Here is a 23,370-nt window from a genome sequence, read left to right on the forward strand (position 1 = left end):
CGGGAGCCAGCGCCACCCCGTCCGGACGCGCGCCAGAGGCGCCCCGGCGGCTTCCCCGCTCGGCCACGGGCGCGGGCGATCTCGGCCCGGCTCTCGAAGGCGGGATAGACGAGGCCCATGGCCTCGAGCCGCGCCAGCGCCGCGGCATAGTCCGCCATGTGAGCCGACTGCCGGCGCGGCGGCGCATCCGGCGGCGCGCCGAGAAAGGCGAGGTCGTCGAGGATGGCGGCGGCGAATTCGGGTCGACACCGGGTGAGATCGATGTCCTCCATCCGCACCAGGAATCTGCCGCCCGCGCGGCGGGCGGCATCGTGATTGACCAGCGCGGAGAAGGCATGGCCCAGATGCAACGGCCCGTTGGGACTGGGCGCGAAGCGGCAGACGAAGCGTCCGGGCCGGGGCTTCGCTGCTCGGTCGGCGTCCGGCGTCTCCACGGTGCGCGGCTCCCCTTTGCGCGGCGCGCGCGGCGGCGCGATGCTCGCGGCGAGCCATAGCATTTCCATCGGCGCCCCTCACGGGGCGGCATCAGGCGGGACGAGGCCATGACGGAGCCGATCCTTTCCGACCAGCCGACCTTCGAGCGGGCGCTCGATGCGCTCCTCGATCTCGATCCGCGGCTCGCGCCTCTGGTCGCCGAGGCGGGACGCCCCGCGCTGCGGCGCCGGGCGCCGGGATTTGCCGGGCTCGCCGCCATCGTCGTGGCGCAGCAGCTCTCGGTGGCGGCGGCGCGCTCCATCACCGCGCGGCTGGAGGCGCGGCTCGGCGGCACCATCGCCGCCGACGGGCTCCTCGCGGCTTCAGACGACGATTTGCGCGCCGCCGGGCTCTCGGCGCCGAAGATCCGCACCCTGCGCGGCATCGCCGGCGCTCTTGCGGCGGGCACGGTGGACCTTTCCCATGTGGACGACATGGCGGCGGACGCCGCCGCCGCCTATCTCACCCGCCTGCCGGGCATCGGCCTGTGGACCGCCGACATCTACCTGCTGTTCTGCCTCGGGCGGGGCGATGCGTTCCCTGCGGGCGACCTGGCGCTGAAGGTCGCGGCGGGTGAGGCGCTCGGCCTGCCGGGCCGGTGCTCGGACCTCGGCCTGTTCGCCATCGCCGAGGACTGGCGGCCGCTGCGCGGCGTGGCGGCGCATCTCCTGTGGGCCTATTATGGCGCGCGCCGGGCCCGCCTCGGTGCCCCCGCCTGATCCTCCTGCCCGGATGTCCCCATGGCTTTGCTCGACGGTCCCCGCCTCGCGCCGCGCTCCGGCACCGCCGACGCTCTGGTGGTGCTGCTGCACGGCTATGGCGCGGACGGGCGCGACCTGATCGACATCGGGGCCGCGTTCGCCGAACTGCTGCCGGGTGCCGCCTTCGTGGCGCCCCACGCGCCGGAGCCGTGCGCCGAGGCGCCGGTGGGGCGGCAATGGTTCCCGCTCACCTTCCGCGATCCGCACGAACTGGCCCGCGGCACCGCGGCCGCCTGGCCGACGCTGCGCGCTTTCCTCGATCGCGAACTGGCGGCGCTCCGCCTTCCGGCGTCTCGCCTCGCGCTGCTCGGCTTCAGCCAGGGGGCGATGATGGCGCTCCATGCGGCGACGGTGGAAGGGGGCGCGCGACCGGCGGCGGTGGTGGGATGCTCGGGCCTGTGGGCCCGGCTCCAGGACCCGCCCGAGGCGATCGACCGCCCGCCGCCGCTGCTCCTGGTGCATGGGGCGCAGGACGAGCTGATCCCGGTCTCGGCCATGTTCGCGAGCGCGCAGGCACTGGCCGCGGCCGGCGCGCCGGTGGAGTGGCACATGTGCCCGGACCTGGGGCACGGTATTGACGAGGCGGGTCTTTTCCAGTCCGGGGCGTTCCTCGCACACGCTTTGGGAAGCGGCGCGCGGCGTGCTTCACAAGAATGACACTGTCCATATAGAGTATCGCGGCGCACCGGACCCGGGTGTCGTGATTCGGTGCGGCGAGGCGAGGAGTTCCGTCCTTGACCACGGCATTGTCACCAGGGGCTTGGCCAGCACTCGTGCTCAACGCGGACTACCGTCCCTTGAGCTATTACCCGCTGTCCGTCTGGTGCTGGCAGGATGCCATTAAGGCGGTGTTCCTGGACCGGGTGAACATCGTCGAATACTACGACAAGGCGGTACGAAGTCCGGGCTTCGAGATCCGGCTGCCGAGCGTGGTCTCGCTCAGAACCTTCGTAAAGCCCACGCGTCACCCGGCCTTTACCCGGTTCAACGTCTTCCTGCGCGACCGCTTCACCTGCCAGTATTGCGGCTCGCGCGACGACCTCACCTTCGATCACCTGATCCCGCGCTCCCGCGGCGGCCAGACCACCTGGGAAAACGTGGTCGCTGCCTGCTCCCCCTGCAATCTGCGCAAGGGCGGCCACATGCCGGGCGACGTGGGGATGTGGCCGGCGCAGATGCCGTTCCAGCCCACGGTGCAGGACCTGCATCAGAACGGGCGCCACTTCCCGCCCAATTACCTGCACGAGAGCTGGCTCGATTATCTCTACTGGGATACCGAACTCGACCCCTGAGCCCCGCCTGCGCTCACGCGCCCTTGCGGCCTGATGTCGCGCCGCCGAGCGCCACGGCGGCGAGCGCCGCCGCGATCAGCGCGTTCCAGCCCGCCATGGAGAGGCCGAACAGACGCCACGCCGCCTCGTCGCAGCGCGGCACGCGGGCGCCCTTGATGGCGTCGAGGATGCTGCCCGTGGCGGCGGCGGGGGCGCCGGTGCAGGAGGTGGGGCCGGGCCAGAAGCGCCATTCGACGCCGGCATGGAAGCTGGCGAGGCCCACATTGGCGAGCATCAGCAGGAACAGCACGCCCATGAGGACCCGCGCCGTGCCCGTTCGGCCGGTCTGCGCCGCGCCGAAGGCGACGAGCGCCAGCGGCACGCCCACATAATAGGGAATGCGCTGGTCGAGGCAGAGCGGGCAGGGGGCGAGCCCCACCACCAGCTGGAAATACCAGGCGGACGCCAGCGCGAGGGCCGATCCTGCGGCCACGAGCAGCGCAGCTTGAGAGGAATTGCCGGTGAAGCCCAAGGGCGCGGTCCTTCTGAGCGATCCGGGCGGGCGTCGCGGTCCGCCTCCGAGCGCCGCCATAGCGCGCGCCCGCTGCCGCGTCCACGGTCCGGGCGGGGCGCGGCCGGTCAATGCGGCGTGATGCGGCGGTATGTGACGGGCGCGGCCGCGCTCCGGCCGACGATGCACTTTAGACTTATTATCGTAACAGCCGCAGGTATGGAATTGAGGTCTGCGATCCGGTATAAACGGACTTGGTCTTCGGAGGCATTCGCATTGCGCTTCGCCTTCGGCGGCATATTTTAGTGGTAGCTGCGAAGATTGTAGACCCATGAGCGAGATGCCCCGATTCCGAACCGCCTTCGGCTCCCCCATCGTCTCGGGGAACGAGGCTGCCGAGGACCACGTGCTGCCGGTGGCGCAATTGCGCGACATTTCCACCGCACGCCGCACGGGCTGTCCTTTCCATGACGTGCGCGAGATGCTGCGCGAGGTGGGGCTGCGTCCCACCCGCCAGCGGCTGGCGCTCGGCTGGCTGCTGTTCGCCAAGGGCGACCGGCACGTGACCGCGGAAATCCTCCATGAGGAGGCCATCAAGGCCCGTTTCCCGGTTTCGCTGGCCACCGTCTACAACACGCTGCACCAGTTCACCGAAGTCGACCTCCTGCGCGAGGTGGCGGTGGACGGCTCGAAGACCTATTTCGACACCAACGCCTCCGATCACCACCATTTCTACCTCGAAGGCCACAACGAGCTGCTCGACATTCCCGCCCAGCAGGTGGGCGTGGACCGGCTGCCCGAGGCGCCCGAGGGTTACGAGGTGGCGCGGGTGGACGTGGTGGTGCGGCTGCGCCGCAATCCCCGAAATCCTGAAGCGGCACGCGGGCGTCCGCGCCCGCGCCGGGTGCGTCGCTGCCTGCCCGGGACGATGTCAGCCTGGCCTGGCTCCCCGGGGCGGCGGCGGCAAGACGGTTGATCTCACCGGCGTCATAACCGCATCCGCGTGGCTCGGGCGCATTGCCAATCCAGCCGGAGCCCGTTGCCGGGCCAAGCCATGCCCCGCAAAAGTTTGCCCGGCCCCACTTTGTCCTGATGAAGCCAAGTCCGCATGAAAGCCGAGCCCGGCCGGGCTGTCGCGCGCCCAGGCGGCGTCCGCCGCCGATGTGCGCGCGGCAAGGTCGGCTTCAACTCACCGGCTTCACATCACCGGCTTCAGATCGTCCGCAGCGGCTTCTCCAGCACCGCGAGCACGCGCGGCAATTCTTGACCCCGCTTCAGGATCAGCCCCGTCTGCGACACCACCGCATAGGCACCCTGCCGCCGGGCGAGACGCGGGTCCTTCTCGATGCGGTAGAGCGGCACGTCGAGCGCGCGGCGGAAGATGGAGAACACCGCCTTGTCGCGGGTGAAATCGATGGCGTAGTCGCGCCATTCGCCGAGCGCCACCATGCGGCCGTAGAGGTCGAGGATGCGGTCCAGCTCCCGGCGGTCGAAGGTGACGCGCACCGGCGCCGGAGCGGCTGCCGGGGCCGCCACCCCAAGGGCGGCCCGGCGGCTCTGGCCGGCTGGATCCAGGTTTCGTATGGGTTCGACGTCTCCCATCGGGCCTCCTGTCCCCGGCGCGTTCTCAAGATCGACGCAGGCGCGCACGGATGGTCATGATTGCCGCGCGGCCGGGCGCTTTCAAGGACATTCCGTAGCCGGCTGCGCCCGCTTGATCCGCGCGGGATCACGCCAACGTCAATGGAATCACAGTCTCGCCGGAATTCGGACAATCGCACGCCTACGGGCTGGGCGATCTTCATACCCGTAGCAGGGCCGGTTCGCGAGGCGCTCCGACCTATCCCAGCCCCCCAGCCCCCGGGGCGCGCGCGAGCCGGCCACTGCTACGCACCCATTCTATCCAGACCCCGAAGGCCGCCGAAAGGCGGCCTCTTTTTTTGCGGTGCCGCTCGGCCCGCCCGCGCATGGCGAAGGGCTGAATGAGCGGCAGAGCGAAGGGCGGAAAGCTCTAGTTCAGCGGCACCATGGCGGCGCCGAGGATGCGGCCTGGGGCGTCGACCGCGCCGGCCTGCACCAGGATGGCGACCGCATCCACACCGTCGCGCCGCAGCTCGGCGAGCGGCACTTGCAGCGCCAGGCTTCGCCCGTCCCAATTGCCGAGACGAACCCAGCCGCGCACCACGTTGGAATAAGTGGCGTTGCGCCCGCCATTCTCGCCGCGGCCGATGGCGACCTGCTGGCTGGTGCTTACCGGACAAGCCCACACCATCGCGGCGACGGGCTCCTCAACCGCGCCGATCCGCACCTCGATGGCGTCGCCCGCGCGTTCCACGCCCAGCGACACCTTCGGCTGCGCCGCCGCGCCGCGCGCCGCCAGCACCGCACGATGCACCGCCGCCCGGTCGCTGCCCTTGGCCGCGAACTGGCCATCCACCACCACCTGGGGGGTATAGACCTTCCGGTCCGGCCGCATCTCCGCATAAGCCTTCTGGCGCAGCGAATGGCCGTGCAAAGCGAGGGTGTCCTTCCAGCCGATATAGTCCCAATAGTCCACCGCCAGCGACAGGGCGATCACCTGCGGGTCCTTGGCCAGCTCCGCGATCAGCGCGTCCGCCGGCGGGCAGGAGGCGCAGCCCTGGCTGGTGAACAATTCCACCACCACCTTCTGCGGGCTCGCAGCCTTGGCCTGTGGGCTCTGGCCGGTCGCCGGCTGGCCCGTGCCCTGGGCCATCGCCGCGCCCCCGAGGACGAGGAGGGCGGCCAGCGCGAGCGGGAAGGCAGGCTTGTGGAGCATGTAGACGATCGCGCGGGTTCGAGGTGGGCGGGTGGAAAGGGGATAACGGAGCCGAGGAGGCGGAACCAGTCACATTCAGGTGCAGCCAGAGGTGCATTGAAACCGTTCCCGGCGGCGCGCCTGCAAGTTCGGTGGCCCCGCAAGCCCGGCGCGCCGACCGGCGCCTGACGATGCCGTGAGCGGCGCCGCCCGCCGCTTCGCATCCCGGCGAGCGAACGGTCGCGCCAAGAAAAAGGGGCGGAGGCGTCGCGCCCCCGCCCCTGAGGTGATGGCCAGCCCGCCTCAGGCCGCGAGCGAGCGCAGCACGTAGGGCAGGATGCCGCCGTTGCGGAAGTAGTCCAGCTCATCCAGCGTATCGATACGGCAGATGAGGTCGACGTTCTTCACGGTGCCGTCGGCGAAGGTGATCTCCGCCGTCAGGGTCTGGCGCGGCTTGAGGTCGCCCTCGATACCCTTCAGGGTGACGATCTCGTCGCCCGTGATGCCGAGCGTCTGCCAGCTCTCGCCTTCCTTGAACACCAGCGGCACGATGCCCATGCCGACCAGGTTCGAGCGGTGGATGCGCTCGAACGACTGCGCGATCACGGCGCGGACGCCGAGCAGCTTGGTGCCCTTGGCCGCCCAGTCGCGCGAAGAACCGGTGCCATATTCCTTGCCGGCGAACACCACCAGCGGCACGCCCTCGGCCTTGTACTGCATGGCCGCGTCGTAGATCGGCATCTGTGCGCCGTCCGGATAGTGGATGGTCACGCCGCCTTCGACCCCCGGCACCATCTGGTTCTTGATGCGGATGTTGGCAAACGTGCCGCGCATCATCACCTCGTGGTTGCCGCGGCGGGTGCCGTACTGGTTGAAGTCGATCGGCCGCACCTGGTGCTCGATCAAATACTGGCCGGCCGGGGACGCCTGCTTGATGGAGCCGGCGGCGAGATGTGGTCGGTGGTGATGGAATCGAGGAACAGCCCCATGATGCGGGCGTCGATGATGTCCTTCACCGGCTCCGGCTCCTTCGTCATGCCGACGAAGTAGGGCGGGTTCTGCACATAGGTGGAGGCATCCTGCCAGGCATAGGTCTGGCCGGTGGGGACCGCGATCTTCTGCCAGTTCTCGTCACCCTTGAAGACGTCGGAATACTTTTCCTTGAACATCTTCTTGGTGACGTTCTCGCGGATGTACTGGGCCACTTCCTTGTTGGAGGGCCAGATGTCCTTGAGATAGACCGGGTTGCCATCCTTGTCGGTGCCGAGCGGCTCGGTGGTGAGGTCCACCTGGAGCGAGCCGGCCAGCGCATAGGCCACCACCAAAGGCGGGGAGGCGAGATAGTTCGCCTTCACGTCCGGGTTCACGCGGCCCTCGAAATTGCGGTTGCCGGAGATCACGGCGCCGGCCACGAGGTCATTCTTGTTGATCGCCTCGGAGATCGGCTCCGGCAGCGGGCCGGAATTGCCGATGCAGGTGGTGCAGCCGAAGCCCACCAGGTTGAAGCCGAGGTCGTCGAGATATTCCTGCAGGCCGGAATCCTTCAGATAGCCTTCCACCACCTGGGAGCCGGGCGCGAGCGAGGTCTTCACCCACGGCTTGGACTTCAGGCCCTTCTTCGCCGCCGCCTTGGCGAGCAGGCCCGCGGCCATCAGCACCGAGGGGTTGGAGGTGTTGGTGCAGGAGGTGATGGCGGCGATCACCACGTCGCCATGGCCGAGCGTGTAGTCGGCGCCGGTGACGGGCACGCGCTTGTCCGCCTCGCCGGGCTTCTTGAACTCGCCTTCGAGCGCGGCCAGGAAGCCGGTCTTGCTCTCGGAGAGCAGCACCCGGTCCTGCGGGCGCTTGGGGCCGGCCATGGACGGCAGCACGGTGTCGAGGTCCAGCTCCAGCGTGTCGGTGAACACCGGGTCCGGGGTGTCCTTCTTGCGCCACATGCCCTGCGCCTTGGAATATTTTTCCACCAGCGCGACGCGGCTGTCCTTGCGGCCGGTCTCCTCCAGATAGTCGATGGTCTCGCGGTCCACCGGGAAGAAGCCGCAGGTGGCGCCGTATTCGGGGGCCATGTTGGCGATGGTGGCGCGGTCGGCCAGCGACAGGTGCTCGAGGCCCGGCCGTAGAATTCCACGAACTTGCCCACCACGCCCTTCTTGCGCAGCATCTGGGTGACGGTGAGCACCAGGTCGGTGGCGGTGATGCCTTCCTTCAGCTTGCCGTCCAGCTTGAAGCCGATCACCTCGGGGATGAGCATGGAGATGGGCTGGCCGAGCATGGCCGCCTCGGCCTCGATGCCGCCCACGCCCCAACCGAGCACGCCGAGGCCGTTCACCATGGTGGTGTGCGAATCGGTGCCCACCAGGGTGTCGGGATAGGCCACCTCGACCTTCTTGCCGTTGATCTCTTCCTTGCGGGTCCAGACCGTCTGGGCGAGGTATTCGAGGTTCACCTGGTGGCAGATGCCGGTGCCGGGCGGGACCACGCGGAAATTGTCGAACGCGTTCTGGCCCCACTTCAGGAAGCGGTAGCGCTCCTGGTTCTGCTTGTACTCCTCATCCACGTTCTTCTTGAACGCGGAATTGTCGCCGAAGAAGTTGACGATCACCGAATGGTCGATGACGAGGTCGACGGGCACCAGCGGGTTGATGCGCTCCGGGTCGCCGCCCAGCGCCACCATGGCATCGCGCATGGCGGCAAGGTCCACCACGGCGGGCACGCCGGTGAAGTCCTGCATGAGGACGCGGGCCGGGCGGTAGGCGATCTCCTTCTCCGCCTTGCCCCGGTTGTTCAGCCAGTCGGCGACCGAGAGGATGTCCGCCTTGGTGACCGAGCGGCCGTCCTCGAAGCGCAGCAGGTTTTCCAGCAGCACCTTCATGGAGAAGGGCAGGCGGGAGACGCCGGGAAGCCCGTTCTTCTCGGCCGCTTCCAGGTCGTAGTAGACGTAGTCCTTGTCGTCCACCTGAAGGGTCTTGCGGCACTGGAAGCTGTCGAGAGAAGTCACGGCGCGTTCACTCCGGTTCGATGATCGACCGACGCGGATCGCCTAAGGGTTGGGGAGGGAGGCACCCCACCACCTTGGACGGTGCGGTTCAGCCGCTTTATAGAGCCATTTCAAACCGTGGTCATGCGATAAGAACGGGCAAAGTGCAATGCAGCGAAAGCAGGGCTCGTGACGGAAAAATCCCTGACCTGCCTCACAGGCGAGGGCCTCGCCTGCCAGCGCGGGCTGAAGCTGCTGTTTGCGGGTCTCTCCCTTAGCGCACGCGCGGGCGTGCCGCTTGTCGTCACGGGGCCGAACGGCACCGGCAAGTCCTCGCTGCTGCGCATCCTCGCGGGCCTGCTGGCCGCCACCGAGGGCACGGTGCGCCTGGAGGGCGCAGGCGAGGCGCCGCTCGCTGAATGCGTGCACTATCTCGGGCATGAGGACGCGGTGAAGGGCGCGCTGACGGTCCACGCCAACCTCGCCTTCTGGCGCGCCGTGCTGGGCGAGACCGGCCTTGGCGTCGGCGAGGCGCTGGAGGCGGTGGGGCTCGGCGGCCTGTCGCGACTCAGGGCCGGGGTGCTCTCCGCCGGGCAGAAGCGGCGCCTCGCCATGGCGCGGCTTCTGGCGTCGCGCCGGCCGGTCTGGATCCTGGACGAGCCCACCACCGCGCTCGATGCCGCGGCGCAGCAGATGTTCGCCGGCTTCGCCCGCGCCCATCTTGGCCAAGGCGGCATCCTGGTGGCCGCCACCCATACGCCGCTCGACCTCGGCGCGGGCGAGGAATTGCGGCTGGGGAGGGGGACCGCACCGGAGACAAAGGCGCCGGAGCTGCGCCCATGACCCGCGCCTTCCTGGCGATCCTCAAGCGCGATCTCGCGCTCTCGCTCGGCGCCGGCGGCGGGGCGGGGCTCGGCGTCGTGTTCTTTCTGTGCGTCATCACGGTGGTGCCGTTCGCGGTCGGGCCGGACCTGGCGCTCCTCGCCCGCATCGGCCCGGCGATCCTGTGGATCGGCGCGCTGCTCGCCAGCCTCATCGGCCTGGAGCGCCTGTTCACCGGCGACGTGGAGGATGGCTCGTTCGACAACCTCACCTTGTCCGCGCTTCCGCTGGAACTGGTGGCCGCCGCCAAGGGCCTCGCCCACTGGCTCGCCACCGGACTGCCTCTGGTGATCGCCGCCCCGGTGCTGGCGCTGATGCTGAACCTGGAGCCGGCCGCCATCGCCGCCGTCGTGGCGACTTTGCTGGTGGGCACGCCGGCCGTAACCTTCCTCGGCCTGATCGGCGCGGCGTTCGCGGGCGCGTTCCGGCGCGGCGGGCTGCTGATCGCGGTGCTGGTGATCCCGCTCGCCATCCCGGTGCTGATCTTCGCGGTGTCGGCGACCACGTCGGCGGTGACCGGACCGGTGCCGTTCGGCACCCCGTTCCGGGTGCTGCTGGGCCTCGCTCTGTTCTCGCTGGTGCTCGGCCCGGTGGCGGCGGCGGCGGCGCTGCGCGCCGCGCGGGGGTGAGCGGACGCGCTGGAAAAGACGTCACGAACATCGTCTCTTATGGCGTGACGCCGGGGCAGATCGTCGCGCCCGGCGCGTGTCATCCAGGGGGACCCATTCCATGCGCCTGCCGCTGCTCTCGCCCAAGGCCCTTTCCGAGGCCCAGAAGCCGCTCTATGACGACATGGCCAAGGGCATCCGCGCCAATTTCAACGCCTTCAAGGTGATCGACGAGAGCGGCGCGCTGATGGGGCCGTGGAATCCCTGGCTGCGCTTTCCCAAGTACGGCGCCCCGGTGTGGGACCTGGTGAAGGCCATGTCCGAGGCGCCGGGCCTGCCGCGCACCGTGCGCGAGGTGGCGATCCTGGTCACCGGCGCGAAGTTCGACAGCGCCTACGAACTTTACGCCCATGTGGCGGTGGCCGAGGCCAAGGGCCTGTCCGACGACAAGATCGCCGGCATCGTCGGCGGCAGCCGTCCGGCGGACCTCACCCATGCGGAGGCGGTGGCCTACGACGTCACCCACGCGCTGCTCAATGGTGGACCGCTGCCGGAGCTGCTCTATCGCCGGGCGGTGGAGACCTTCGAGGAGGCGGGCGCGGCGGAGCTGATCTACCTCATCGCGCTCTATTGCCACGTCTCCATGATCCTCAACGGCTTCAACGTGCCGGTGCCGGAGAAGGAGTGAGTGCCGCGCCCGCGCCGCGCCTGCGCTGTCTTGGCGCCGGCTCATGCCGCCTTGACGTAGGTCGACGTCATGAAGGTCACCCACTCGCCGTCGGGCATCTCGATGCGTGAGGAGAAGCGCCGCTCGCCCGACGGCGTCAGCTCGACGATGTCCTGGTAGCGGGCGCGGCCCTCGCCGGTCATGGACGGGCCTTCGGTGTTGAGGGTCAGCACCGTGCCGCCGGCGTCCAGCGTGCCCTCATAGACCCACAGCGAATTCATGGCCGACGACATGAAGGTGCCGATGAACTTGCCCTTCGCCGGGTCGTAGCCGATGGACAAAAGGTTGGTGGCGGTCCCCGTGTCTGGCTCCGGCATGGGCGTGGTGCTCTCGCAGATCACCCACCGCTCGCCGAGCGCCCGTACCGTCTCCGACCCGCTCACGCGGTTCGGCGGCTGGTCCGGTCCCATGATGCACTCGCCCTCGAAGGTCCAGTCCCCGATCAGGCCTCTGAGCCACTGATGTTCCTTGACGGGTTCCTCATACATCGGCGTTCTCCCTTATGCCGCTGGGGAAGATGAGGCCTTGCCGGCCGGCGGGCAACGCGGATCCTGTTGCGCCCCGGTCCGCGGTTCATCCTGCGGGTAAATGGCGCGCGAGGGGCGCTCCCCTGGCGAATGGAGATGGTCTAGAAAGACGGCATGGCGATCCTCGATCTGGCGAACCCGACGCGCTTCCTGGCCTATTCCAGCCGCCTGCTGCCGTGGCTCGCGGCGGCAAGCGCGCTCGTGCTCGCCATCGGCTTCTGGCTCGCCTTCAACGCTCCGGCCGACTATCAGCAGGGCGAGACGGTCAAGATCATGTACATCCACGTGCCGTTCGCGTGGCTCGCCATGTTCGCCTATACCCTGATGGCCGTGTCCTCGCTCGGCGTCCTGGTCTGGCGCCATCCGCTGGCGGACGTGGCGCACAAGGCCGCGGCGCCCATCGGCGCCACCTTCGCGGCCCTGTGCCTCGTCACCGGCGCCCTTTGGGGCCGGCCCATGTGGGGCACCTATTGGGTGTGGGATGCGCGCCTCACCTCCATGCTGGTGCTGCTGCTGCTCTATCTCGGCGTGATGGCGCTGCGCGCCGCCATCGACGATCCAAGCCGCGCGGGCCGCGCGGCGGCGGTCCTGACCCTGGTGGGGGTCATCAACATCCCCATCGTCAAGTTCTCGGTGGACTGGTGGAACACGCTGCACCAGCCGGCCTCGGTGTTCCGCATGGGCGGGTCCACCATCGACGCCAGCCTGCTCTGGCCGCTGCTCACCTGCGCGCTCGGCTTCTCGCTTCTGTTCGTGACGCTGCACCTCGTCGCCATGCGCACCGAAATCCTGCGCCGGCGGGTGGAGGTGCTGGAGGCGCGCGCCGCCGCCGAGGCCATGGGCTGAGGCCATGGAGCATTTCACCTTCATCGCCGCGTCCTATGCGGTCTCCATCCTCGGCCTCGGGCTGCTTGCGGCCTGGATGCTGATCGACAATGCCGCGCAGAAGCGCGCTTTGGCCGAGCTGGAGGCGCGCGGGGTGCGCCGCCGCTCCAGCACGGCCTCAAAGATCGAGGAGCCAGCCCCGTGAGCGAGCCCAACCCGGCCGCACCGGCGCCGCGCCGTCGCGCGTGGCTGGTGCTGCTGCCGCTGGTGATCTTCCTGGCGCTGGCCGGCCTGTTCCTGACGCGCCTGGAGACCGGCGGCGACCCTTCCCGCGTGCCGTCGGTGCTGGTTGGCCGCAAGGCCCCGGCCATGACGCTGCCGGCGCTGCCGGACCTGCGCAAGGCCGGCGTGAGCGTGCCCGGCATCGACACCGCGGCGCTCGCCGGCAAGCCGACGCTGGTGAACGTCTGGGCCTCCTGGTGCGGGCCGTGCCGCGAAGAGCATCCGCTGCTGATGAAGCTGGCGCAGGACCCGCGCCTGCGCCTCGTCGGGCTGAACTACAAGGACGCGCCCGAAAACGCGCGGCGCTTCCTCGGCCAATACGGCATGCCCTACGAGGCGGTGGGGGTGGACCCGAACGGCCGCGCGGCCATCGAGTGGGGCGTCTATGGCGTGCCCGAGACCTTCGTGCTCGCCAAGGACGGCACCATCGCCCACAAGTTCGTCGGTCCGCTGACGCCGGAGGCGGTGACGACCACCCTCCAGCCGCTGATCGAGAAGCTCGCGGCCCAATAAGCGGGCCGCTCGCTCAGTGGACGGCGAGGTTGCGGCACGCCTCGGCGCAGGCGCGGCAGGCGGCAACGCACTCCTCGGCATCCTCGTCCGCGTCGCAGGCGGCGATGCAGGCCTCGCACAGGCCGGCCGCGGCCTCGCACAATTCAATGTGATGGGGCACGCCCAGGATCATCACATGGCCGCCGCGCGGCAGGTCTCGGCGCAGGCCAGCATCAGGCGCAGGCGCTCCGGCTCGATGGCCGAGCGGCCCGTCTCCATGTCGGCGCGCCGTCGGCGCAGGCGCGCGCGCAGTCGAGCAGCAGGTCGACGGCGCGGCCGGACTTAACCGCATCGTCCAGGAGGAAGGTGGCAGGAACGTCGGCGCGGCGCGAGAAATCGATGGCGATGCGGTGCATGTCGCAGGGTCTCCGGCGTGTCTGTCACAGGAGAAATGCCGCCGGCGCGGACCTGGTTCCCGCCGGGGTGACGAAATCCCGCCGAAGGGCTAATGAGCCCTTATGGCCTTCTCCACCGAAGAGATCGAACGCTACGCCCGCCACATCGTGCTGCACGACGTGGGCGGGCCCGGCCAGCAGAAGCTCAAGGCGGCCAGCGTCCTGGTGGTGGGCGCGGGCGGCCTCGGCGCGCCGGCACTTCTGTATCTGGCGGCGGCGGGCGTCGGGCGCATCGTCCTCGTCGAGGACGACGTGGTGTCGCTCTCCAACCTCCAGCGCCAGGTGATCCACCGCACGCCCGACATCGGCCGCCCGAAGGTGGACAGCGCCCGCGACGCCGTCGCCGCGCTCAACCCCCATGTGGCGCTGGAGACGCACCACTCGCGGCTTTCCGCCGACAACGCGCTCGACCTGATCGCCGGCGTGGACGTGGTGGTGGACGGCTCGGACAATTTCGCCACCCGCTATCTGGTGTCCGACGCCTGCGTTCTGGCGCGCAGGACGCTGGTGACGGCGGCGCTCGGCACCTTCGATGCCACCCTCACCACCGTGCGCGCGCACGAGCGCGCGCCGGACGGCACGCCGAACCCCACCTATCGCTGCCTGTTCCCGGAGCCGCCGCCGCCCGGCACGGTCGCCCCCTGCGCCGAGGCGGGGGTGCTGGGCGCGCTCGCCGGCACCGCCGGCTCCCTCGCCGCGCTGGAGGCGATCCGCGCCATCGTCGGCTTCGGCGAGGGGCTGGTCGGGCGCCTGCTGATGATCGACGCCCGGTCCATGCGCTTCGAGACCCTGAGCTACGGCTGGGACCCGGACAATCCGCTGACCGGGGAGCGCGTGCGGATCACCGATCTGTCGGGGCATCGGCGGGGCGATGCGGCGTGAGAGCCGTCGAGGTCGCGGGGCGTCGATGGATCGCTCTGAGAGCCCGCGCGGCGGCACCGCCGGCCGCCCGAAGGCCCCGCAGGGCTTCTAGCCGTAAAGGCGCGCCGCAAGCGCGCCATAGAGCGGAATGCCGATCACCACGTTGAAGGGGAAGGTGATCGCGAGGCTCGCCGCCAGCGAATAGGCGGCATTCGCCTCGGGCAGCGCGAGCCGGACCGCCGCGGGCGCGGCGATGTAGGACGCGCTGGCCGCCAGCGTCGCCAGGACCACCGCGCCGCCCTCCGACAGCCCCGCCAGATGGCCGGCAAGAAGGCCGAGCGATCCGTTCAGCAGCGGAGCGGCAATGGCGAAGACCAGCAGCCGCCCTCCCGCCCGCCAGGCCTCATCCGCCTGCTTGGCGGCGACGATGCCGAGTTCCAGCAGAAACAGGCACAGAAAGCCGAGGAAGAGATCGCCGAAGAAGGGCCGCACCGGGGCCAGGCCGGTCTTGCCGATGAGCCCGCCGATGACGAGGCCGCCGACCAGCAGCAGGAAGCTCTTGGCGGACAGGACCTCGCGCAGCGCCGCGCCGAGGCCGGGCCCGGCGTCCCCCGCCGCGGTGCGCCGGCACAGCGCGCGAGCAGGAGTGCGACGACGATGGCCGGCGCTTCCATCAAGGCGAGGATCGCCGTCATGAAGCCCTCGTGCGGCGTGCCCGCGCGTTCGAGATAGTTGATCACGGCGATGAAGGTCACCGCAGAGACCGAGCCGTAATGGGCCGCGAGCGACGCCGCGTCCGCCACCCCGAACCCGGCGAGCCGGCGCAGCGCGAAAAAGCACCAGAGCGGAATGAGCAGGCCGAGGGCGAGGCCGCGGCCGCCGGCGCGGCGAAGTCCGACCAGCGCGTCTCGGCCAGCTCCGCCCCGCCCTTCAGGCCGATGGCCAGCAGCAGATAGATGGACACGGCCTCGAACACGGGCGCCGGAATTCGCAGGTTGCTGCGCAGCGCATACGCGAGAGCGCCGAGGCCGAAGCACAAGACCGGTGGAGACAGGAGGGCGGCGCTGGCAATCGACATGGGCGGTCTCCACGGGCACGGGCGAGGACGCAGCGGCGAAGCTGCAGGCAGGCAGACAATCCGGAGCCGGGCGCGGCGCCGCGGATGCGCGGCGGCCGGCCCGGCTCTCGGCAAGCGCGCCTCACCCGCTGTGCCGGGCGGCCGCTGTTCGTCGGGGCGATGGGCCGGCGGATGGCCGCCGGCCATCAGGGTCAATGGGCGCCGGCTTCGCTCCGGCGGGTCTTCCAGAGCGAGTAGGCGACCCCGCCCGCGATCATGGCGAGGGTCACGCCCAGGGAGATGGCGGGGTCGAGCTTGCCGTAGAAGTGGTTCCAGAAGATCTTGCCGCCGATGAACACCAGCACGAGCGCCAAAGCGTATTTCAGGTATTCGAAGCGGTGGACCATCGCCGCCAGCGCGAAGTAGAGGGCGCGCAGGCCGAGAACCGCCATGATGTTGGCAGTGAAGACGATGTAGGTGTCGGTCGTGATGGCGAAGATGGCCGGCACCGAGTCGACCGCGAAGACGAGGTCGGCGATGTTGATGACCACCAGCGCCAGGAACAGCGGCGTCACCCACAGGACGGTCTTGCCGGTGACGGGGTGCGGCTGGCGCACGAAGAAGCGCTGGCCGTGCAGTTGGGGCGTCACGCGGAACACGCGGGAGAGCAGGCGCAACACCGGATTGCTCGAGACGTCGGCGTCCGCTTCCCGGGCCACGAGCATCTTAATCCCGGTGACGACCAGGAATGCACCGAACAGCAGCAGCACCCAGTCATAGTTCTGGACCAGGGCCGCGCCGACGCCGATCATGATGCCGCGCAGCACGAGCACGGCGATGATGCCCCAGACCAGCGCCCGGTACTGGTAGATGCGGGGGATCGCGAAGTAGCTGAAGATCAGCGAGATGACGAAGACGTTGTCGATCGAGAGCGCCTTCTCGATCGCATAGCCGGTGAAATACTGCATGCTGGCGTCCGGTCCCATCGCATACCAGACCCAGCCGCCGAAGGCGACGGCGACGGCGATGTAGAAGGCCGAGAGCTTGAGGCTTTCGCCGATGCCGAGCTCCCTGTTGCTCTTGTTGAGCACGCCAAGGTCGAAGGCGAGCAGCACGAAGACGATGGTGAGGAAGCTCAGCCAGATCCAGAGCGGTTTGCCGACCGTCTCGGCGGTCAGTAGCGATATCAGTGTGTCCATGGGGTCCTCGGTTCGGGTCTCCGACGACGACGCGCGCGCAGGCGGGTCCGCAGCGCACGCATGCGCGTCGGACCGCTGCGCCGGACGTTCGCCCGGAGGGTCGGTGGGGGAGGACCGACATGGCGGCTGGCGCCGTCAGAGGGGCCCGGACCTCGGCGTCACAACGGGATGGCCGGCCGGTCGGCGGTCAGCGCAGCGGCGAAAGCTTGAGACCGGCGAGACGGCGCTTGCGCACCACCATCACCTCGGCGATCTGGCGTCCCTCGCGGCGGATATAGTCGATCGAGATGCCGATCTGACGCTTCGTCCGCTTCAGCGCCAGAAGGCGCTCGCCGTCGGGATCGTCGCGCCGGCGCTCCGCCGCCAGTTCGAGGGCGAGCATTTGTCACGCGCGGTCAGGGACTTGAGGAACTGATCCACGTCAACCTCCTTTCGACGGGGAGAGGATGCCGTGGACGGCCTGATAGTTCTAATGCATAGTTTCAATATTGACGATTAAGAAAAGCTATCGCGATGGCCTTCCGCCCGTCCCACCGCCAGCTCGAATATGCCGTGGCGCTCGCCGAGACCGGCCATTTCGGCGCCGCAGCGCGGCGCTGCCATGTCTCGCAGCCGACGCTCTCGGTCCAGATTGCCCAGCTGGAGGCGCAGCTCGGCGCCACTCTGTTCGACCGCACGCCCGGGCGCGTGCAGCCGACGCCGGTGGGGGCGCAGGTGATCGAGGCGGCGCGCCACGTGCTGCTGACGCTCGACGACATCGTTACGGTGGCGGCGGGGAGCACGCGCAATCTGGGCGGGCTGATCCGGCTCGGCGTGGCGCCGACCTTCGGGCCCTATTTCCTGCCCAACCTTCTGCCGACGCTGCACGCGACGTACCCGGCGCTGCAGATCTACATCAAGGAGGAGCGGCCGGCGGTCATCCTGCGGGACGTGGTCGCCGGCGCGCTCGATTGCGGGCTTGGGCCGGCCCCGGAGACCGGCCATGCCGTCACCTTCCGCCGGCTGTGCCGCGAAACCATCTTCCTCGGCGTTCCGAAGGATCATCCGCTGGCCGGCGCGCATGTGGATCCGCAGGCGCTGCGCGGCGAGCGGCTGCTCACGCTCGGCCGCGGCCATCACCTGTTCGAGCGGGTGCGCGAGCTCGCCGCCGCCTGCGGCGCCGACATGCGCGAGGACTACGAGGGCACCAGCCTCGACGCGTTGCGCCAGATGGTCGTCATGGGCATGGGCATGTCTCTGTTTCCCGAGCTCTATGCGCGCTCGGAGTTCCGCGTCGAGGACGACATCGCTTTGCTCACGCTGGACGGCTGGCCCGCCAGCCGCGACATGGGCTATTTCTGGCGCGCCGGCAGCGGGCGGGCGGCCCAGTTCGAGCAACTGGCACGCGAAAGCGAAGCAACCAGCGCCGCTCTCGGCCTGACTTCCGGCTGAACCGCGCCGGGACACCTCCATGTCGCCGGCAAAGCGCGCGCCCCGTGTGCTGCGGGGTCTGCCTCCGGCGGCAGTATCCGGTTAACGCTGCAGTGCCAGTCCATCTGGCGCCCCCTTGCCAATCTGTGTAGGATCATTCCTGGTGGGGTTCTGAATTCTTTGACCCATGCCCTTAGGGAAATGGATGGTCCAGAGTTGGATTTGTGAGACGATTCAAAATTCAAATTCGTGGTTCGCTGCGTCCAATACTTTTCACGTGCCTGGCGTTGCTGCTGGGCGCGACGACGTCTTCGGCCCAAGATGGTGACATTTTCAAGTCGATCTCCGAGATTTTCAATCCCAACCCTGCTGCCGGCCTGCCGCCCGTTGTCGATCCGACACCCTACACCCTCGACATCGAAGTAAAGGGAGATGACGGCGCCATCCGAAACGCCGTCATCCAGGCCTCCAATTTGGAGCGCCTCAAGGATCGCCCCCCGTCCGGCGCCGCCGGCCTCATCCGCCGCGCGCTCTCCGATTTCGACCGCATCACCGGCGCGCTCTATCTGGAAGCGCGCTACGGCGGCAGCCTGCGGATCCTCGTGGCGGGGGCCGCGCCCGACGCGCCCGCCATTTTCGAGATCGTGGAGGCGGCGCGCCGGCGCGGTCCCGTGCCGGTGAGCATCCTGGTGGATCCGGGGCCGCCCTTCGTCTTCGGCGATATCCGCGTCCTCGACGCCGAAACCCGCCGGCCGCTGCCGACGGGCCGACCCTGCGCAGGCTGGGCCTGGAGCCGGGCGAGAGCGCCCGCGCGCGGCCGGGTGGCCCGCGCGGAGACGGTGCTCGTGGACTTCTGGCGCCGGCGCGGCCACCCCTTCGCCCGCATCGCCGGCAAGGACGTGGTGGCGGACCATGCCACCAACACCCTCAACGTGACGCTTCTGGTGGCGCCAGGACCCATCGCCACGTTCGGGCGCGTCACGGTCACGGGGGCCGACTTCCTTCCGCCGGGCTTCATCGAGGCGCGCGTGGACATCGCGCCGGGCACCCTCTATTCGCCGGAGCGCATCGCCAGCCTGCGCCGCCGGCTGCTCACCTATCAGTCCATCGCCAGCGTCCGCATCGACGAGGGCGAGCGGCTGGACCCGGACGGCAGCCTGCCCCTCGCCATCGAGGTGCGCCCGCGCGAGCCGCGCTATGTGGGCTTCTCGGCCAAGTATTCCAGCACCGACGGCTCGTCCGTCGACGCCTACTGGGGCCATCGCAACCTGTTTGGCGGCGGCGAGACGCTGCGCCTTGATGCCGCCGTCTCGTGGTTCGGCCAGGCGCCGGACGCCGTGCCCACCGCCGATCCCTTCGGCTACAAGCTCGCCGCGAGCTTCGTGAAGCCGGGCATCTTCACCGCGCGGGAAGACCTCGTCGCCAACGCTGCCATCCTGCGCGAGGTGACCAACGCCTTTGTGTTCGAGGGCGTGACGGCTCTCATCGGCGTGCGCCATCGCTTCGACGACGACCTCACTTTGCAGGTGGGCCTCGACTTCTCGGACGGCCAGACCGAGGACACCACCGGCACGCGGGACGACACCGTGTTCGGCGTGCCCGTGAACGCGGTGTGGGACTCCACCGATACCCCCCTCGATCCCACGAAGGGCATCCGCGCCTCGGCCACGGTGGAGCCGTTCGCCGTTCTGGGCGAAAGCGGCGCCGGGCCGGTGATGATGAAAGCCTCCCTCGCCGCCTATCACGCGTTCGACGAGGACAAGCGCTTCATCCTCGCCGGGCGCGTCGCCGCCGGCAGCCTGTTCGGGGTGGGCGACCTCTATGACGTGCCGTCCCAGCGCCGTTTTTTCGTGGGCGGCGGCGGGTCGCTGCGCGGCTTCGACTATCAGTCGGCCAGCCCGCGCAACGCGTTGGGCCAGATCATCGGCGGGCTCTCCTTCTTCGAGGCCTCGGCGGAGATGCGCATCAAGATCACCGACACCATCGGCATCGTGCCCTTCTTCGACATGGGCTCGGCCTTCGCCGAGGACTACCCGGACTTCAACGACATGAAATATTCGGCCGGCATCGGCTTGCGCTATTACACCGCCATCGGCCCGCTGCGCGTCGATTTCGCCGTGCCGCTCAATCCCGGCCCCGATGACGGGGAGTTCGGGATCTATGTCGGCCTGGGGCAGGCCTTCTGATGGGGGTCGCGCGCACCATCGCCAAGGGGCTCGCCGTCGCGCTGTTCTGCGTGGTGGGGCTTGCCGCGGTCCTCTTCGGCGCCGTCCAGACCGGGCCGGTCAAGGTCCTTCTGGCGCGGGTCGCCTCGGCGCTGGCCTCCTCCGGCGGGCTCACGGTCGAGATTTCCGGCCTCGGCGGATTCATCCCGTCGGACATGTCGGTCGCCACGGTGAAGGTTGCGGACGCCAAGGGGCCGGTCGCGCAGCTGGACGGGCTGCATCTCGCCTGGCGGCCGCTCGCCCTGCTTGCGGGCACGTTGGATGTCGAGAGTGTCGGCGCGGCGCGCCTCGCGCTTGACCGGCTGCCGGAACTGCCCCGGTCCGAGGAGGCCGCGTCCGGGCAAGGCGGGAGCTTCGCCTTGCCGGTGCGCATCGGCCGGCTCGCCATCGATGAGATCAGCATCGGCGCGCCGGTGGTCGGGCAGGCCGCCACGTTGTCGCTGAGCGCGTCCGCCGAAGCGCTGTCCCTGGAGCGGGGCCTGTCCGCCAGCTTCGACCTCAAGCGCCAGGATGAGCCCGGCAGCATCACCGGCCGGCTTCGTTATGCCCCCGAGATGTCGCACCTGGACCTGGACGTGGCCGCCGAGGAGCCGCCCGGCGGCCTCGTCGCCCGCGCCGCCGGCCTCACGGGGCTGCCGGCGCTCACCGCGACGCTGAAGGGCTCCGGCCCCCTCGATCGCTGGGACGGGCGTCTCAGCGTCGTCGCCGGCGATGTGGCCCAGGTCAACGGAACCGCCGGCGTTCGGGCCGTGGACGGCGCTCGGCGCGTCACCGTCGCCATGGAGGCCGATGTGGCACGGGCTCTCCCGGCCGCCATTGCGCCTGTGCTGGAGGGGCGCACGGAGCTGGCCGCCACCGTCACGGTGGACGGCGCAGGGCGGATCGCGATCGAGACCGCCGCCGTGCGGCCGCCGGCTTCGGCGCGCAGGTGAAAGGGCATATGGACCCGGCCGCCAGGACCGCAGACCTTGCCTTCGGTGTCACAGCGGGGGACGCCGCGCGCTTCGCGGCGCTGGCGCCCGGCATCGGCTGGACGTCGGTGGGTCTCGACGGCACCCTCAAGGGCGCGCTCGCCGCCCCGACCCTCGCGGCCCGGATCAGCGCCGTGGACCTCAAGGGCGCGGGCTATGGCGTCGGCACGCTGACGATCGATGCGGCAACCACGCCCGATGCCGCGCAGACCCTGTTCTTCTCGCTCGACGGCGCGGCCGATGGCCTCTCCGCCACCGACGCGACGGTGGCGCAGGCGCTGGGCGAGCGCGCCACCTTCACCGTCTCCGGCACGCGACCGAGGGACGCCGAGCCCGCGGTGCGGGCCGTGACGGTCGCGCTCGCCGCCCTTGCCGCGCGTTTCGATGGCATCGCCTCGCACGAGGCAGTGGACGGTACGGTGAAGCTGGAGAAGCTGGACCTCGCCGCCTTCTCCCCCCTGGCCGGACGGCCGCTCGCCGGAACGGCGGTGCTGGAGGCGAAGGTGAAGGCTTCGGGCGATCTTGCCCGGGCCGACATCGACCTTCAGGGCGCAACGCAGGGCATCTCGACCCGGATTCCCGCCGTGGACGGGCTCCTGGGCGGCGCCACCACGCTCAATGCCAAGCTGGCGCGCGACGGGTCGGACGCCATCCGCGTCGACCGCTTCGCCTTCACCGCCCCCGATCTGACGGTGGAGGCCGAGGGCACCTTGTCGCGGACGGTGGCGGACCTGAAGGCGAAGCTCGCTCTGTCGGACCTCGCCAAGCTGGACCCCAGGGTCTCCGGCGCGGTGACGGGCGAGGCGGCCTTTTCGGGCCGGCTCGATGATCTCGGTCTTACCGCCCGCCTGTCCCTGCCTTCCGGCACGGCCATGACGCAGAAGCTGGAGAATCTGAGCCTCGCCTTGACCGGCGCCGATCTCACCGGCGCGCCCAAGGCGTCGTTCACCCTCGACGGCCTCGTGGCCGGCAAGCCCGCCAGCGGTTCGGGCGCCTTCGCGACGCTGGCCGACGGCGCCCGGCAGCTGAAGGACCTCGTGATCGGCGTCGGCTCGGTCTCGGCGAAGGGCAACCTGGACGTGGACGGCGCAGGCCTCATGGCAGGCGCGCTCGCCATCAAGGCCGGCAACCTCGCCGACCTCTCTCCCCTCGCTTTGACGGAGCTGGCCGGCACGCTCGACGCCGACGTGCGGCTGTCGGCAGAAGGCGGCAAGCAGAACGTGGCCGTGAAGGCGGAGGCCGCCAACCTGTCGGCCGCCGGCCAGAGGGTGGGCGGCGCGCAGATCGACGCCGTCGTCACCGATGCGCTCGGCCTGCCCGGCGTCACGGGGACGGTCAACCTCCAGAACGTGACTGCGGGCGGCGTCGATATCCCGCGCGCCAGCCTGAAGGCGGAGCCCGGCGCCTCCGGCACCAGCCTCGCCCTCGATGCCGTGGCCGATGGGGCGGCGGTCACGCTTTCCGGCCGTCTCACTCCCGGCGCGACGGACGTCGCCCTGCGCCTGGACCGGCTCAGCCTCGCGCGCGGCGGATCAAGCCTTGCCAACGCGGCGCCGGCCAACCTCACCTGGTCCGGCAGCGCGCTGACCATCGACCGGCTGGCGCTCGCCGCACGCGGCGGCAGCGCCACGATCTCCGGAACGGCGGGCCCGCAGCTCGACCTTCAGGTGGACCTGCGCACCCTCCCCCTGTCCCTTGCCGAGTTGGCGACGCCGGGCCTCGGCCTCTCCGGCACCCTGTCGGGCACCGCGCGCATCACCGGCGCGGCCGACGCGCCTTCGGGCAGCTACAGCCTTGAGGTTGCCCGTGCCAGCACGCCGGATCTCGCCTCCGGCGGCCTCGGCCCCCTGGACATCCGCGCCGAGGCCGCCTCGGCGGGGGACGGTGACCACCCAGGCGAGGCTCACCGGGCCGCACCTGCAGGGCGTGACCCTGTCCGGCTCGGCGCCGCTGGGCGCGGGCGAGTTGGACCTTGCCATCCGCGGAGCCATCGACCTTGCGGTGGCCAACCCCATGCTCGCCACGTCGGGAATGCAGGTGCGCGGCCGCGTCGCCCTGGACGCAACGGTGCGGGGCACG

General features: G+C 69.9%; 23 protein-coding genes and 4 pseudogenes. 15 read left to right on the plus strand and 12 right to left on the minus strand.

From position 1 onward, the window contains the following. The coding region (locus AC2W7M_RS04620; protein ID WP_486130417.1) for a glutamate--tRNA ligase family protein at positions 1-434 on the minus strand (434 nt) is incomplete at its 3' end. A gap of 108 nt (positions 435-542) precedes the next feature. Between AC2W7M_RS04620 and AC2W7M_RS04625 the strand changes: the two genes are divergently transcribed. The 3 genes from AC2W7M_RS04625 (at position 543) to AC2W7M_RS04635 (ending at position 2,527) form a co-directional block, all read left to right on the plus strand. Next, positions 543-1,193, plus strand: a complete 651-nt coding sequence (locus AC2W7M_RS04625; protein WP_486130418.1) for a DNA-3-methyladenine glycosylase family protein — start codon at positions 543-545, stop codon at positions 1,191-1,193. A 21-nt stretch (positions 1,194-1,214) separates the two neighbouring features. Then, positions 1,215-1,892 carry an alpha/beta hydrolase gene (locus AC2W7M_RS04630; RefSeq protein ID WP_486130420.1) on the plus strand — a complete coding sequence of 226 codons (678 nt, stop codon included), beginning with the start codon at positions 1,215-1,217 and terminating at the stop codon, positions 1,890-1,892. A gap of 77 nt (positions 1,893-1,969) precedes the next feature. Next, positions 1,970-2,527, plus strand: a complete 558-nt coding sequence (locus tag AC2W7M_RS04635; protein WP_486130422.1) for an HNH endonuclease — start codon at positions 1,970-1,972, stop codon at positions 2,525-2,527. Between the two features lie 13 nt (positions 2,528-2,540). Here the strand turns inward: AC2W7M_RS04635 and AC2W7M_RS04640 are convergent, their stop codons facing one another. Continuing rightward, positions 2,541-3,038 (minus strand): disulfide bond formation protein B, encoded by a 498-nt coding sequence (locus AC2W7M_RS04640; protein WP_486130424.1) that lies wholly within the window; start codon positions 3,036-3,038, stop codon positions 2,541-2,543. A gap of 319 nt (positions 3,039-3,357) precedes the next feature. Between AC2W7M_RS04640 and irrA the strand changes: the two are divergent. Continuing rightward, positions 3,358-3,873 (plus strand): annotated as a pseudogene (gene irrA, locus AC2W7M_RS04645) (iron response transcriptional regulator IrrA); the annotation flags it as partial. 356 nt (positions 3,874-4,229) lie between these two features. On the opposite strand, the gene AC2W7M_RS04650 reads toward irrA, so the two are convergent. The 3 genes and pseudogenes from AC2W7M_RS04650 to acnA all read right to left on the minus strand — a co-directional run bounded on the left by AC2W7M_RS04650 (position 4,230) and on the right by acnA (position 8,791). After that, complete coding sequence (locus tag AC2W7M_RS04650) at positions 4,230-4,619, minus strand: DUF2794 domain-containing protein (RefSeq protein WP_486130426.1); 390 nt, start codon at positions 4,617-4,619, stop codon at positions 4,230-4,232. Between the two features lie 409 nt (positions 4,620-5,028). Next, positions 5,029-5,814 (minus strand): DUF1223 domain-containing protein, encoded by a 786-nt coding sequence (locus AC2W7M_RS04655; protein ID WP_486130427.1) that lies wholly within the window; start codon positions 5,812-5,814, stop codon positions 5,029-5,031. A gap of 282 nt (positions 5,815-6,096) precedes the next feature. Beyond that, a pseudogene (gene acnA, locus AC2W7M_RS04660) lies at positions 6,097-8,791 on the minus strand (aconitate hydratase AcnA). 168 nt (positions 8,792-8,959) lie between these two features. Here acnA and ccmA point away from each other — a divergent pair. From ccmA to AC2W7M_RS04675, 3 genes are all read left to right on the plus strand, one after another. Beyond that, a complete protein-coding gene (gene ccmA / locus AC2W7M_RS04665) occupies positions 8,960-9,613 on the plus strand; it encodes a heme ABC exporter ATP-binding protein CcmA (protein ID WP_486130429.1) in 654 nt (217 codons plus the stop codon). After that, complete coding sequence (gene ccmB, locus AC2W7M_RS04670; protein WP_486130431.1) at positions 9,610-10,281, plus strand: heme exporter protein CcmB; 672 nt, start codon at positions 9,610-9,612, stop codon at positions 10,279-10,281. Before ccmA ends, ccmB begins: the two co-directional genes overlap by 4 nt. 100 nt (positions 10,282-10,381) lie before the next feature. Continuing rightward, positions 10,382-10,948 carry a carboxymuconolactone decarboxylase family protein gene (locus AC2W7M_RS04675; protein ID WP_486130433.1) on the plus strand — a complete coding sequence of 189 codons (567 nt, stop codon included), beginning with the start codon at positions 10,382-10,384 and terminating at the stop codon, positions 10,946-10,948. A gap of 41 nt (positions 10,949-10,989) precedes the next feature. On the opposite strand, the gene AC2W7M_RS04680 is transcribed toward AC2W7M_RS04675, so the two are convergent. Beyond that, positions 10,990-11,475, minus strand: coding sequence for a DUF1579 domain-containing protein (locus tag AC2W7M_RS04680; RefSeq protein ID WP_486130435.1), 486 nt, complete (start codon positions 11,473-11,475; stop codon positions 10,990-10,992). 153 nt (positions 11,476-11,628) lie between these two features. Between AC2W7M_RS04680 and AC2W7M_RS04685 the strand changes: the two genes are divergently transcribed. Genes AC2W7M_RS04685 through AC2W7M_RS04695 form a run of 3 tightly spaced genes read left to right on the plus strand, consistent with a single transcriptional unit; the run spans position 11,629 to position 13,134 of the window. Continuing rightward, positions 11,629-12,360, plus strand: coding sequence for a heme ABC transporter permease (locus tag AC2W7M_RS04685; RefSeq protein ID WP_486130437.1), 732 nt, complete (start codon positions 11,629-11,631; stop codon positions 12,358-12,360). A gap of 4 nt (positions 12,361-12,364) precedes the next feature. Continuing rightward, complete coding sequence (gene ccmD / locus AC2W7M_RS04690) at positions 12,365-12,544, plus strand: heme exporter protein CcmD (protein WP_486130439.1); 180 nt, start codon at positions 12,365-12,367, stop codon at positions 12,542-12,544. Then, complete coding sequence (locus tag AC2W7M_RS04695; protein WP_486130441.1) at positions 12,541-13,134, plus strand: DsbE family thiol:disulfide interchange protein; 594 nt, start codon at positions 12,541-12,543, stop codon at positions 13,132-13,134. The genes ccmD and AC2W7M_RS04695 overlap by 4 nt, the downstream gene beginning before the upstream one ends. A gap of 13 nt (positions 13,135-13,147) precedes the next feature. On the opposite strand, the gene AC2W7M_RS04700 is transcribed toward AC2W7M_RS04695, so the two are convergent. Together AC2W7M_RS04700 and AC2W7M_RS04705 are read right to left on the minus strand one after the other, a co-directional pair. After that, a complete protein-coding gene (locus AC2W7M_RS04700) occupies positions 13,148-13,306 on the minus strand; it encodes a four-helix bundle copper-binding protein (protein ID WP_486130443.1) in 159 nt (52 codons plus the stop codon). Positions 13,307-13,346: 40 nt separating this feature from the next. Beyond that, complete coding sequence (locus AC2W7M_RS04705; RefSeq protein WP_486130445.1) at positions 13,347-13,529, minus strand: hypothetical protein; 183 nt, start codon at positions 13,527-13,529, stop codon at positions 13,347-13,349. 102 nt (positions 13,530-13,631) lie between these two features. Here AC2W7M_RS04705 and AC2W7M_RS04710 point away from each other — a divergent pair, with 102 nt between their 5' ends. Then, entirely contained in the window at positions 13,632-14,450 is an 819-nt protein-coding gene (locus AC2W7M_RS04710) for a HesA/MoeB/ThiF family protein (RefSeq protein WP_486130447.1), read from the plus strand. An 87-nt stretch (positions 14,451-14,537) separates the two neighbouring features. Here AC2W7M_RS04710 and AC2W7M_RS04715 read toward each other — a convergent pair whose 3' ends face one another. From AC2W7M_RS04715 to AC2W7M_RS04730, 4 genes and pseudogenes are all read right to left on the minus strand, one after another. Beyond that, entirely contained in the window at positions 14,538-15,062 is a 525-nt protein-coding gene (locus AC2W7M_RS04715; protein ID WP_486130457.1) for a sodium-dependent bicarbonate transport family permease, read from the minus strand. Between the two features lie 41 nt (positions 15,063-15,103). Further along, positions 15,104-15,693 (minus strand): annotated as a pseudogene (locus tag AC2W7M_RS04720) (sodium-dependent bicarbonate transport family permease); the annotation flags it as partial. Positions 15,694-15,698: 5 nt separating this feature from the next. Continuing rightward, positions 15,699-16,685, minus strand: coding sequence for a TerC family protein (locus AC2W7M_RS04725; protein ID WP_486130448.1), 987 nt, complete (start codon positions 16,683-16,685; stop codon positions 15,699-15,701). 187 nt (positions 16,686-16,872) lie between these two features. Next, the gene (locus tag AC2W7M_RS04730) at positions 16,873-17,067 is read right to left on the minus strand and encodes a hypothetical protein (RefSeq protein WP_486130450.1); all 195 of its coding nucleotides are present in this window, start codon (positions 17,065-17,067) and stop codon (positions 16,873-16,875) included. Positions 17,068-17,198: 131 nt separating this feature from the next. Between AC2W7M_RS04730 and AC2W7M_RS04735 the strand changes: the two genes are divergently transcribed. From AC2W7M_RS04735 to AC2W7M_RS04750, 4 genes and pseudogenes are all read left to right on the plus strand, one after another. Continuing rightward, positions 17,199-18,116, plus strand: coding sequence for a hydrogen peroxide-inducible genes activator (locus tag AC2W7M_RS04735; RefSeq protein WP_486130452.1), 918 nt, complete (start codon positions 17,199-17,201; stop codon positions 18,114-18,116). Positions 18,117-18,382: 266 nt separating this feature from the next. After that, entirely contained in the window at positions 18,383-20,281 is a 1,899-nt protein-coding gene (locus AC2W7M_RS04740) for an autotransporter assembly complex protein TamA (RefSeq protein ID WP_486130454.1), read from the plus strand. Beyond that, positions 20,281-21,252, plus strand: a complete 972-nt coding sequence (locus tag AC2W7M_RS04745; RefSeq protein WP_486130455.1) for an AsmA family protein — start codon at positions 20,281-20,283, stop codon at positions 21,250-21,252. The genes AC2W7M_RS04740 and AC2W7M_RS04745 overlap by 1 nt, the downstream gene beginning before the upstream one ends. Positions 21,253-21,260: 8 nt before the next feature. Next, a pseudogene (locus tag AC2W7M_RS04750) lies at positions 21,261-23,370 on the plus strand (translocation/assembly module TamB domain-containing protein); the annotation flags it as partial.

The sequence above is a fragment of the Xanthobacter sp. BG11Y11_SDJG genome (genome assembly GCF_057364445.1).

Bases quoted from the DNA above. Each gene is read 5' to 3' on its own strand.
- AC2W7M_RS04625 (WP_486130418.1), top strand. From the start codon at position 543: ATGACGGAGCCGATCCTTTCCGACCAGCCGACCTTCGAGCGGGCGCTC.
- AC2W7M_RS04630 (WP_486130420.1), top strand. From the start codon at position 1,215: ATGGCTTTGCTCGACGGTCCCCGCCTCGCGCCGCGCTCCGGCACCGCC.
- AC2W7M_RS04650 (WP_486130426.1), bottom strand. From the start codon at position 4,619: ATGGGAGACGTCGAACCCATACGAAACCTGGATCCAGCCGGCCAGAGC.
- AC2W7M_RS04655 (WP_486130427.1), bottom strand. From the start codon at position 5,814: ATGCTCCACAAGCCTGCCTTCCCGCTCGCGCTGGCCGCCCTCCTCGTC.
- ccmB (WP_486130431.1), top strand. From the start codon at position 9,610: ATGACCCGCGCCTTCCTGGCGATCCTCAAGCGCGATCTCGCGCTCTCG.
- AC2W7M_RS04675 (WP_486130433.1), top strand. From the start codon at position 10,382: ATGCGCCTGCCGCTGCTCTCGCCCAAGGCCCTTTCCGAGGCCCAGAAG.
- AC2W7M_RS04680 (WP_486130435.1), bottom strand. From the start codon at position 11,475: ATGTATGAGGAACCCGTCAAGGAACATCAGTGGCTCAGAGGCCTGATC.
- AC2W7M_RS04685 (WP_486130437.1), top strand. From the start codon at position 11,629: ATGGCGATCCTCGATCTGGCGAACCCGACGCGCTTCCTGGCCTATTCC.
- ccmD (WP_486130439.1), top strand. From the start codon at position 12,365: ATGGAGCATTTCACCTTCATCGCCGCGTCCTATGCGGTCTCCATCCTC.
- AC2W7M_RS04700 (WP_486130443.1), bottom strand. From the start codon at position 13,306: ATGATCCTGGGCGTGCCCCATCACATTGAATTGTGCGAGGCCGCGGCC.
- AC2W7M_RS04705 (WP_486130445.1), bottom strand. From the start codon at position 13,529: ATGCACCGCATCGCCATCGATTTCTCGCGCCGCGCCGACGTTCCTGCC.
- AC2W7M_RS04710 (WP_486130447.1), top strand. From the start codon at position 13,632: ATGGCCTTCTCCACCGAAGAGATCGAACGCTACGCCCGCCACATCGTG.
- AC2W7M_RS04725 (WP_486130448.1), bottom strand. From the start codon at position 16,685: ATGGACACACTGATATCGCTACTGACCGCCGAGACGGTCGGCAAACCG.
- AC2W7M_RS04730 (WP_486130450.1), bottom strand. From the start codon at position 17,067: ATGCTCGCCCTCGAACTGGCGGCGGAGCGCCGGCGCGACGATCCCGAC.
- AC2W7M_RS04735 (WP_486130452.1), top strand. From the start codon at position 17,199: ATGGCCTTCCGCCCGTCCCACCGCCAGCTCGAATATGCCGTGGCGCTC.
- AC2W7M_RS04745 (WP_486130455.1), top strand. From the start codon at position 20,281: ATGGGGGTCGCGCGCACCATCGCCAAGGGGCTCGCCGTCGCGCTGTTC.